This is a genomic window from Eisenbergiella massiliensis (genome assembly GCF_003435485.1).
The window spans coordinates 26,653-37,127 of record NZ_QVLV01000042.1 but is presented as its reverse complement, the minus strand read 5'-3'; the positions used below and the strand labels follow the sequence as shown (position 1 = coordinate 37,127).

8 protein-coding genes are annotated in these 10,475 nt (G+C 52.0%); 1 reads left to right on the top strand and 7 read right to left on the bottom strand.

Features of this window, described 5'->3' with window-relative positions:
- Positions 1–220: 220 nt before the first annotated feature.
- From DXC51_RS28685 to DXC51_RS28650, 7 genes are all read right to left on the bottom strand, one after another.
- On the bottom strand, positions 221–1,198 hold the full coding sequence (locus tag DXC51_RS28685; protein WP_021639290.1) for a 2-hydroxyacid dehydrogenase: 978 nt from the start codon (positions 1,196–1,198) through the stop codon (positions 221–223).
- Between the two features lie 86 nt (positions 1,199–1,284).
- Complete coding sequence (locus tag DXC51_RS28680) at positions 1,285–1,866, bottom strand: DUF1002 domain-containing protein (protein ID WP_181970226.1); 582 nt, start codon at positions 1,864–1,866, stop codon at positions 1,285–1,287.
- 48 nt (positions 1,867–1,914) lie between these two features.
- Positions 1,915–2,883 carry an alpha/beta fold hydrolase gene (locus DXC51_RS28675; RefSeq protein WP_117546025.1) on the bottom strand — a complete coding sequence of 323 codons (969 nt, stop codon included), beginning with the start codon at positions 2,881–2,883 and terminating at the stop codon, positions 1,915–1,917.
- A 58-nt stretch (positions 2,884–2,941) separates the two neighbouring features.
- On the bottom strand, positions 2,942–4,921 hold the full coding sequence (gene metG, locus DXC51_RS28670; protein WP_021639293.1) for a methionine--tRNA ligase: 1,980 nt from the start codon (positions 4,919–4,921) through the stop codon (positions 2,942–2,944).
- Between the two features lie 455 nt (positions 4,922–5,376).
- Positions 5,377–6,495 carry a KamA family radical SAM protein gene (locus DXC51_RS28660; protein WP_117546023.1) on the bottom strand — a complete coding sequence of 373 codons (1,119 nt, stop codon included), beginning with the start codon at positions 6,493–6,495 and terminating at the stop codon, positions 5,377–5,379.
- A gap of 61 nt (positions 6,496–6,556) precedes the next feature.
- On the bottom strand, positions 6,557–7,558 hold the full coding sequence (locus tag DXC51_RS28655) for a DUF2804 domain-containing protein (protein ID WP_117546021.1): 1,002 nt from the start codon (positions 7,556–7,558) through the stop codon (positions 6,557–6,559).
- A 67-nt stretch (positions 7,559–7,625) separates the two neighbouring features.
- Positions 7,626–8,903: an MFS transporter gene (locus tag DXC51_RS28650; RefSeq protein ID WP_083493051.1), complete on the bottom strand. Its 1,278-nt coding sequence runs from the start codon at positions 8,901–8,903 to the stop codon at positions 7,626–7,628.
- A gap of 342 nt (positions 8,904–9,245) precedes the next feature.
- Here DXC51_RS28650 and DXC51_RS28645 point away from each other — a divergent pair, with 342 nt between their 5' ends.
- Positions 9,246–10,430, top strand: coding sequence for an acetyl-CoA C-acetyltransferase (locus tag DXC51_RS28645; RefSeq protein WP_035323736.1), 1,185 nt, complete (start codon positions 9,246–9,248; stop codon positions 10,428–10,430).
- The last annotated feature ends 45 nt before the right edge of the window (positions 10,431–10,475 follow it).

Below are 10,475 nucleotides of genomic sequence, written 5' to 3'. Positions count from 1 at the left end.
GCAGGTGTTTTTTCACGTACCTTTTCAGACCATGGAGATGAAACTTAAAATTGTTGAAGGCTCTCCTGAAACAATTTTTGCCAAGGTTCATCGAAATGCCCGGTCTGACTGGTACATGAAAAAACACCTGCCCCGCAGGCCGCCGCCCTTTCCCGGCCCCAACGCCCCCCGGCCTTACGCCACAGGAACCGCTGGCTCTCACAGACCGGGAGGCCAATCCCTACTCCACCAAATTTTTCAAAGTGAGGTTGTTTTCGAGGGCGTAGGCGTTTTCCAGGGTTTCGTGGGCGATGGACTGCATGGCCTCTACGGTGAAGAAGCCCATGTGGGAGGTGATGAGGACGTTGGGGAAGGTGGTGAGCCTTGCCAGGTTGTCATCCTGGATGATTTCATCGGAGCAGTCTTCGTAGAAGAGGCCTTCCTCTTCCTCATATACATCCAGGCCGACGCCGCCGAATTTTTTGGCCAGGAGGCCGTTGATCAGGGCCTGGGTGTCAATGAGGCCGCCGCGGGAGGTGTTGACCAGGTAGGCGCCGTCTTTCATTATGGATATGGTTTTTTCGTTGATGATGTGGTGGGTGTCCGGGGTAAGCGGGCAGTGGAGGGACAGAAAATCTGCTTTGGAAAGGAGCTCCTCCAGGCTGACATATTGCACGTCCAGATTGGAGTTGGGATAGGGGTCATAGGCGAGCACGTTCATGCGGAAGCCATGGAAAATACGGATCATGGCCTGGCCGATTTTTCCCGTTCCGATGACGCCCGCTACTTTATGATACAGATCGGTTCCCATGAGGCCGTTGATATTCATGTTGAATTCACGGGTCCTTCCGTAGGCTTTGTGGGTAAAACGGTTGACGGTAAGCAGCATTGCCATGGCAAATTCGGCAACCGCTTCGGGCGAATAGCTGGGCACGCGCAGTACCGCTACTTTTCCTTTCGCAGCCCGGGTGTCCACATGGTTATATCCCGCGCTGCGCAGAAGCAGCGCCTTTACCCCCATTTCATGGAGCGTGTCTATCATCTGCGCATTCACATGGTCATTTACAAAAATACAGACGGCATCATAGCCCTTTGCCAGAAAAACTGTCTCCTCACTGAAGGGCAGTTCAATAAAATATATTTCATATCCGTAATCCTTCGCCATCGGTTCAAACCAGATGCGATCATACGGTTTTGTGCTGAAAAAAGCGATTCTCATAAAAAAAGCCTTCCTTTCCCCTAAACATACTTTTATTTTTGTTTAGTGTACTCAAAGGCTCTTTTTTTATTCTTTTGTTGTCAGGATCAGGGCAGCATCCTGGCAAAAAAACTTTTAATGCTGTCAACCATGTCGTGGAAGAAGTCGCGGACTGCGGATTTGGCGCCTTCCACGACGGCTTCTTTCACGGGTTCCACCACGTTTTCCTGAATGGCTGCATCGGCGCTTTCTTTCAGCTGATCTCCATATTTTTCATAAAGCTCCTGGGCTTTGGAAAGAATGGCGTCAGGATCAAGACCCAGCTGATTTATCTGTTTGATGAGAGCGGCGATCTGGTCCTTCTGATCATCGGTCAGAGTGATCTGCAGTTCTTCTTCGCATTCGGTGATTGCACTGCTAATATCCTCGTCGGTTTCCAGTTCTCCTGCGGCCAGCTTTTCTTTCATTTTTTCCAGGAGGGCTTTCTGGTCGTCGGTGAGGATGGATTCCAGATCCTGGGAGGGCTCCGTATGAAGCGCCTCATTTCCCGGCTGCAGCTGCCCGGCGGATATTTCCGTGGCGGGCGCCGCGGTCAGGAGTAAGGCGGCCAGCAGGGCTGTGCCTATGGCAGGTGCGTGTTTCTTATGGTTTTTATTTTTGAATCTTTGACTGGTTCTGTTTCTTTCCAATATATTACTTCCTTCTTATTTTCCGGGGCTGTTGCCGGCGGTTGCGGTTTATGGATTTTTAGCGGACGCGGTGCGCCTGACCCATTCATAGATATCCTTCCACACCATTTCCCGGTCGCTTTCGTTTACCAGCTCGTGTCTGTCGTCTTCATACAGCTTGATATTCACGTTCGTCATGCCCAGCTCACGGAAGGAACGATATACGCCTTCCACAGCTTTTCCATAGTCCCCCACCGGATCTTTCGTTCCTGACATGAAGAGTACGGGCAGGTTTTTCGGCATTTTTTCCAGGCGCGTTTTGTCATGGAGACGGTCAATCAGTTCAAAGAGCGTGGCAAAGCCCCCAAGGGTAAAGGTGAAGCCGCAGAGAGGATCCTCATTGTATTTTGCAACCTCCACGGAATCCCTGGAAAGCCAGTCCATAGCGGATACGGGGTGGGAAATTTTCTTATTGTAGCTGCCGAAGGCAAGTGCGTTAACCAGGGCGCTTTTATGCTTTTCTCCCTGGAAAACGGTGAGGAACTTCACCAGCTTTTTGGAAAAGCCCAGCAGGGCCCTGGGCTGCATCCCGGTTCCCATGATGATTGCGCCGTCAATCCCGGTGCCGTAAGCACACAGGTAATTCCTGAGGATGAAGGAGCCCATGCTGTGTCCCAGCATCAGATAAGGGACGCCGGGATTTTCCTCCTGGATCATTTTTTTCAGGCGGTGGACGTCCTTAACCGCCGTGGTTGCAGGATCCTGGCTGCAGAAATAGCCGTAGGGATGGCTGCTGCCGGTGTGCTTTTCATCCCCCTTATTATATATGCTCTTTCCATGGCCCAGATGATCATTTCCCACCACCAGGATGCCTTTTTCCGCCAGGAAAACGGCCAGTCTGTGGTAACGGTCAATGTATTCGGCCATACCGTGGACAATTTGCAGAATGCATACCGGCCTGCCCCCGGGCAGCCATTCCACAGCATGGAGCTTTGTGAGTCCATCTCTGGAGTCGTAATAAAATTCCTTTTTTTCCATTGCGTAACCCTCCTTTACCGTATCTCCCCCTAAAAACGTTCCCTTATACTGCTGCTTCTCAGCAGATTTCCGCGCCGGCCGGCATCTCTTTTTCGGGAGCTACCAGCGCCAGGTTCCCTTCCGCGTCCTCAGCGCACAGGAGCATGCCCTCGGATACGATGCCCGCCAGCTTTGCAGGCTTCAGGTTCACCAGAACCATAACCTTCTTACCAACCATTTCCTCTGCGGAATAGTTGGACTTGATACCGGATACGATCTGTTTTACCTCGCTGCCGATGCGTACCTGGGAGCAGAGAAGCTTCCTGGACTTCTTCACTTCCTCGCAGGCTATGATTTCCCCTACCTGGAACTGCAGCTTCGCAAAATCATCATACGTGATTTCCGGTTTTCTTTCGATATCTATCACTGCGGGCTGTTCTTCCCCGGCTTCTTCCTCAGCAGGGCCTTCTGTCTCCGCCTTCCTTGCGGCAAACATGGCTTCCGCCTTTTCCACCACTTCCTTTGCATCCAGTCTTGCAAACAGGATTTCCGGCTGATCCGTCACCTTGTTCCCGCTGGGGTAATGGCCGAAAACAGCACATTCCTCAAAGGAAGGAAGGACAGTGTTCAGCTGCTGTGCAATCCTGGCAGAGGTTTCGGGCATATACGGCTCCAGCAGGGAAGCGCCGATGGTGATGCTTTCTACCAGGTTGTAAAGGACGGTGGCAAGACGGTCCTTCTTTGCTTCATCCTTTGCCAGTACCCAGGGCTCTGTTTCATCAATATATTTGTTGCAGCGTTTGAACAGGGAGAAAATCTCCGTCATGGCGTCAGCCACACGCAGCTCCTCCATTTTCGCGCAGATCTTTGCATAGGTGCCGGTCACCACGGACTTGAGATCCTCGTCCACAGCTTCCGCAGCGCCTCTGTCCTCCACCACGCCGCCGAAATATTTATTGCTCATGGAAATCGTACGGTTTACCAGGTTGCCAAGCGTGTTGGCCAGATCGGAGTTGATTCTTTCCACAATCAGCTCCCAGCTGATAACGCCGTCGTTTTCAAAGGGCATTTCATGAAGCACGAAATAACGGACGGCATCCACGCCGAAAAAGTTCACAAGGTCGTCCGCATACATTACATTTCCCTTGGACTTGCTCATCTTGCCGTCGCCCTGAAGCAGCCAGGGATGTCCGAATACCTGCTTCGGCAGCGGCTCTCCCAGCGCCATGAGGAAAATAGGCCAGTAGATGGTATGGAAACGGATAATGTCCTTTCCGATCAGATGCAGGTCCGCGGGCCACAGCTTCTTATACTGTTCGCTGCTGTCTCCGTCCGCATTGTAGCCGATGCCGGTAATATAGTTGGTAAGGGCGTCCAGCCATACATAAACCACATGTCTGTCGTCAAAATCAACCGGGATGCCCCATTTGAAGGAGGTCCTGGATACACACAGATCCTGCAGGCCCGGAAGGAGGAAATTGTTCATCATCTCGTTTTTACGGGAAACGGGCTGAATGAACTCCGGATGGTCGTTAATATGCTTAATCAGCCTGTCCGCATATTTGCTCATTTTGAAGAAATAGGCCTCTTCCTGGGCGGGCTTTACTTCTCTGCCGCAATCCGGGCACTTGCCGTCCACCAGCTGGGATTCAGTCCAGAAGGACTCGCAGGGGGTACAGTAAAGGCCTTCGTAATGTCCTTTGTAAATATCCCCCTGATCATACAGGCGTTTGAAAATCTTCTGTACCTGCTTTACATGATCCTCATCTGTGGTACGGATAAATTTATCATAGGAGGTTCCCATGAGATCCCACAGGCCCTTCACCTCCCCTGCCACGCCGTCCACATAATCCTGCGGCGTCACACCGGCTTCCTGGGCCTTCAGCTCGATCTTCTGCCCATGTTCGTCCGTTCCTGTCTGGAAAAATACATCGTAGCCGTCTTTTCTTTTAAATCTGGCAATGCTGTCCGCCAGCACAGCCTCATAGGTGTTTCCAATGTGCGGTTTGCCTGAGGTATAGGCAATGGCGGTAGTAATATAATACTTTCCTTTACTCATTTTCTAAAATGCTCCTTTCCTTTCTTTCCCCACGTCAACAAAAGCCCGCCCTCTTATTTTTAAGCTTTAGTCAAAAAATAAGAAGACGAGCCTACACCCGCGGTACCACTTCTGTTCACCCTATCCTCGCGGATACGGTCTCTCCGGGTACGTAAAGCCTGCCTTCTGTGCTCATTGACATGGACTCGGCTTTTTCTACCCTGCCGCTGTAACAGGCGGCGCCTGTCGCAGCCTTGCCCCCGGCTGTCCCGGCGGTTCGGTGCGCTGCTCCGAAGCCATATTCCATCCGCTTTGGCCTGATCCCTCGCAGCTGCAGACGGCGCTCTCCGCCTGCGGGATCTTCTCTGTAAGGCTTCCCTGAATGTACTCTCTTCTTCACTGCTTTTATACGTTTATAAAAGTCTGGCCGGCCCTCCGGCCGATTAACTTCAGATTATCACAATCATGTCCGGTTGTCAAACCTCGCCCGCGCCGCAGAGGCCGTCCGGCAGCCAGGTCTGGTTTTCTCCAAGTTTCACGGCAAAAATCCTGCCCCGGTCCGCATCATATTTGGCCTGGTGGTATTTAAACAGCATTCTTCCGTCCTCCCACGCGCCAAGGATTTCTATTTTTCCGGTACGGTGGGACATGACATATTTAAAGCCCTTTCCGAAACCGTTCTGCATCTGTTTCGCACGCTCCACAATCTCCGCACCCTTAAGGATCGGCACCTGAAAATGGGTTCCCACTCCCGAAACGGGCCTGCACTGGAAAATATAATAAGGAATCACGCCAATAGCCGTCAGTCCTTTAAGCAGCCCCCCAAGCACATCGGGGTCATCATTTACCCCCCGCAGCAGCACCGTCTGATTTTTCACGGAAATGCCCGCGTCAAGGAGCATCCTCACCGCTTTTTCTGATTCCTCCGTTATTTCCGCAGAATGATTGAACTGCGTCACCACATAGATTTTCTTTTTCCTGTCATAACGTTTCAACAGCTCCACAAGCTCCGGATCCAGGGTGATCCGGAAAGGGAAAGTAACCGGCGTACGCGTCCCTATACGAAGGAAATCCAGCTGCTCCATGGATGAAAGCACATCCAGGAAGTGTTCCAGAGCCTCATTGCTGTTAAGCAGCGCATCTCCCCCGGAAATAAGCACATTGCTTATCTCCTTATGCTCCCTGATATAATCTGCCGCTTTCTCAAAATTATCCGCCGTCTCCTCCTCGCTGATACCTACAAGGCGCTTCCTGAAGCAGTGCCGGCAGTACATGGCGCACCGGTGAGTGGACAGGATCAGGGCGGTTTCCCCGTATTTATGCTGCAGGCCCGGAAGTCTGGTGTTTTCCGCTTCCCCACTGGTATCAAACTTCCCCGTCATGTCGTTTTCTTCCAGAGAGGGGATGCACATACGCCGGATGGGATCCTTCGGATTGTTCCAATCAATCAGTGACAGGTAATAGCGCGGGACCGACATGGGGAAGCGCTCTAAAATCCTCTCCACCTCCTGCTCATGCTCCCCGTTCAGGTGCATAATGTCTTCCAGTTCCCCGGCATGCGTCACATTGGTTTTCAGTATTTCTCTCCAATCCATAGTCACTCCTTTCCGGCAGACGGCCGCGCCTCTGCCTGCTGAACTGTTACCTGTCTTCTCTTTACCAATTATTTACGGCATGCTCCGCAAAGGATATCACATCCTTTACTTCCAGACATGTGCCGTCGTCAAGCACCGCCTTTCCTGTAAATTTTCCGAACATCTGATGGCAGCAGTTATTTACCCAGAGCAGCTTTATGCTCGTGGTTCTGTCATAGCAGGGAGTCAGCGTCAGATCAAGACGTCCTTCCCTGTCCGTCAGATGCCAGGGATCCATATATTTGTCTCCCAGCCTGAAGTCCACCTTCCCCAGCTTATGGGCCTTGCCTTTGTAAAAAAGCATGTTCTCGCTGGCAGTATCGGTGTTGCCAAAGCCGCATCCCAGGTTAAAGCCGAACATCTCTCCGTCCAGCCGGCCGCTTCCGTTGCTCCAGTACCATTCATTATGGAAGGGCCACACGCCTCTGCCCCAGTCAAGAATGCCGAAGGAATTTTTTCTGTCAAACCGCCATTCCCTGTCCCCGGATTTTACATAGCCTTCCGCCGTCATGCAGTTGATTTTATGGTTATAATAAAAAGCGCGGGCGTATTCGTCAAAGGGCAGATTAATCACCAGAGAATTGGGATTCTGCCGTTCCAGGCGGATTTTAACCTCCACATTTCCCCAGCGGCAGGTCAGGACACGCTTCTGGTTTTTGGTCTGGAAACGCATGAGAACGCCGCCCTTCTCATAGGAAAGGGTATTGTCCTTTTCCGCGTCCGTCGGCATATGGAGAGAGCCGAAGGGCAGCACCAGGATTTTATTCAGATCCAGAAGCTTTTCCCCTTTGATAAAATCAAACAGCATCAGGCTTACCTGTCCCGCATAGGCGGCGTGTCCTATGGTAAACTGCAGGCACAGCCTTTCATTGGATATCTGATAAAAATCCCATTCTTTAATGCGCCACGCAGGCGCCTTGATTGCCTTTCTGTCATACACCAGCGTGCTTTTTCTGGAATAGCCCGGTATGGGGCGGCCCTTTTCATCCAGTACCGGCCCTTTTTTCAACAGTTCTTTTTCCATATCCAATCCCCTTTCTTCCATGGCGGCCAGGATGCGGGGCTTATTCTGCCCGGCCTTGCCATGGCTCTTAACCCCTTTGTCTCACTTTCTGCAGGCGTCCCGCCGCTGCCAGCGGAATCAGGGTAAACAATGTGAGCAGCGCCGATACCAGAAACAGGCTTGGCGCAGGAACCATGCCCATAGTGCCGCTGACCTCCATTTCCACTCCCATCCGGTTGATTACCTGCGTCGCTATGGCAGGGCCTGTTATCATGGGGATACAGACGAAGAAAATCTGCTTGATTCCCTCAAACTGGCCTCTCTGCTCCTCCGGATACAGATTTTTCATCCAGGCCGTCAGAGACTGGAGCACAAGTATGTAGCCGATGCCTGCACCGAACACGCCAGCCAGCAAAATTATCAGGTTCTGCGACAGGCTGACCAGTATCAGACCGGCAGTATTGCACAGAAGCGCCGTAAAAATCACCTGCGGCGCCTTTCCCTTATCAATAAAGCGGGCCGCGGGAATCGTCATCACCGCAGCAGCCAGCAGGCCCACGCCCTGGATTATCCCGGTCATACCGTAGTCATATCCCAGATAATTGACAAAATAAATCGTAATGTATGGGAAATAAACATTAAATCCAATAAAGTACACCGTCATCACCAGAAAAACCCAGAACAGCTCTTTATTCCCCCTTACCGTCTCCCAGTTGAACACGGTGAGGAACTGATGCCAGAAGCCCTTCTCATCCCGTTTTGGATGCAGCGTGGGCGAATCCTCCAGAGTAAACAGGGCCATGACGCCCACCACAGCCACCAGGCCGCCCATCAGGCCAAAGAAGGCAAAGAAATCAATCTGATCGATAATAAGCCCTGAAACCACCGCACCGAATATGGTGGCGAACACGGGCATAACCGCCAGTGCGCCTCCCAGCTTTCCCCGGTTATGTTCATTGGAAATATCCGTCGTCCACGGCCCGAAGCCGCCGTCATTGCCCACGGAGCCAAAAAAGCTCATAACCGCATCCGCCAGCACAACGCATGCGGCCGCAATGAACAGAGGGTTCTTGGGTATCATTTCCGTAGCCCCGAAAATAAAGGTAAAAATTCCCCAGAGAATATACCCGATGCAGATAAAAGGCTTTCTTTTCCCCTTCCTGTCTCCCCATGTGCCCACCAGGAATGTGCAGAATGTGGAAACGGCAGCGCTCACACCCACCATCCAGGACACAATCGCCGGCTCCGGCGCAATTTTGTCATAAACAAAGGTATTGAACCAGGAATTTTCAATATTCCAGCAGATCTGCCCCGTCATCCCCAATATCCAGATTAAAATCCAGTTTTTACGGCTTATTTTCCCCATTAAAAGCTCCCCCTGTTCCCGTCATGCTGTTTTACTGTGTCTTTACTCTTATCTTACTCTGATTACCGGGCTTTTTCCATAGAAGAATCCTGAATTATTTCTTTGAGCGGCACTTGACGGCGAAGGACGTAGAAGACCGAAAATTTCCGTTTTATTGTATTTTGCCATTCAGCATGGTAAAATAAGGCCTGAAGAGCCTGTCTGCCTCCGAAGGTTTTTTCAGAACCAGACAGGAAGCATTTTACGGCTGCCCGATTTTGGAAGGCTCAATTTCCCGCAGCTGCAGATATTACATCAATCTATATCAAATACTTGCCGTAACCTGGCAGAATGGAGGAAATAATGAGCAGAAAAGTTGTTTTGGCCGGCGGCTGCAGAACCGCAATCGGCGTTATGGGCGGCGCGCTTTCCACTGTACCCGCAGCTGACCTGGGCACTATCGTGATTAAGGAGGCCCTGAACAGGGCAGGAGTAAAGCCTGAAATGGTTGACGAGGTATATATGGGCTGCGTTATCCAGGCAGGACAGGGGCAGAATGTCGCCAGACAGGCCGCCGTAAACGCCGGTATCCCTGTGGAGGTTCCTGCAACCACAATTAACGTATTGTGCGGCTCCGGACTTCATTGTGTCAATCTGGCCGCCAAGCTGATTGCCTGCGGCGACGCTGATATCATCGTTGCCGGCGGTACGGAGAACATGTCCCGCGCACCTTATCTGGTACAGCAGGGCCGTTACGGCTACCGCATGGGCAACGCCCCCCTGGAGGATGCGCTTCTCAAGGACGCCCTTACCGATGCCTTCCATGGCTATCACATGGGCATGACCGCAGAGAATATCTGTGATCAGTGGGGACTGACCCGGGAGCAGCTGGATGAATTCGCTGCAAACAGCCAGCAGAAATGTGAAGCGGCTATGGAAGAGGGACGTTTTAAGGATGAAATCGTGCCCGTTGAAGTAAAGACGAAAAAAGGTTCCGTTATCGTTGACACGGACGAAGGCCCCAGAAAGGGCGTTACCGCAGAAGGCCTTGCCAAATTAAAACCGGCCTTCAAAAGAGACGGTGGACTTGTGACCGCAGGAAACGCTTCCGGCATCAACGATGGCGCTGCAGCCATCATCGTCATGAGCGAGGAAAAGGCAAAGGAGCTGGGCGTTACCCCCATGGCTACCTGGATCGGCGGAGAACTGGCAGGCGTGGATCCCTCCATTATGGGAATCGGACCCGTTGCCGCCACCAGAAAGGTTCTGAAGAAAACCGGCATGGAAATCGGGGATTTTGACCTGATTGAAGCAAACGAAGCATTTGCCGCCCAGTCCGTGGCAGTGGGACATGATCTGGGCTTTGATCTGAGCAGGCTGAATGTAAATGGCGGCGCAATCGCCCTGGGACACCCCGTAGGCTGCTCCGGCTGCCGTATCCTGGTTACGCTTCTCCATGAAATGCAGAAGCGCGATGCAAAGACCGGCCTTGCCACCCTCTGCGTTGGCGGCGGAATGGGCTGTGCTGCAATAGTGAAACGGGATTAACCGCTGATCTCAGTTTTTCCCGGAAGGCCAAAAATCCCCAAAGGC

What these genes read in the sequence shown, in the direction of transcription:
- DXC51_RS28685 (WP_021639290.1), bottom strand. Translation starts at nt 1,198, where the DNA reads ATGAGAATCGCTTTTTTCAGCACAAAACCGTATGATCGCATCTGGTTT.
- DXC51_RS28675 (WP_117546025.1), bottom strand. Translation starts at nt 2,883, where the DNA reads ATGGAAAAAAAGGAATTTTATTACGACTCCAGAGATGGACTCACAAAG.
- metG (WP_021639293.1), bottom strand. Translation starts at nt 4,921, where the DNA reads ATGAGTAAAGGAAAGTATTATATTACTACCGCCATTGCCTATACCTCA.
- DXC51_RS28660 (WP_117546023.1), bottom strand. Translation starts at nt 6,495, where the DNA reads ATGGATTGGAGAGAAATACTGAAAACCAATGTGACGCATGCCGGGGAA.
- DXC51_RS28655 (WP_117546021.1), bottom strand. Translation starts at nt 7,558, where the DNA reads ATGGAAAAAGAACTGTTGAAAAAAGGGCCGGTACTGGATGAAAAGGGC.
- DXC51_RS28650 (WP_083493051.1), bottom strand. Translation starts at nt 8,903, where the DNA reads ATGGGGAAAATAAGCCGTAAAAACTGGATTTTAATCTGGATATTGGGG.
- DXC51_RS28645 (WP_035323736.1), top strand. Translation starts at nt 9,246, where the DNA reads ATGAGCAGAAAAGTTGTTTTGGCCGGCGGCTGCAGAACCGCAATCGGC.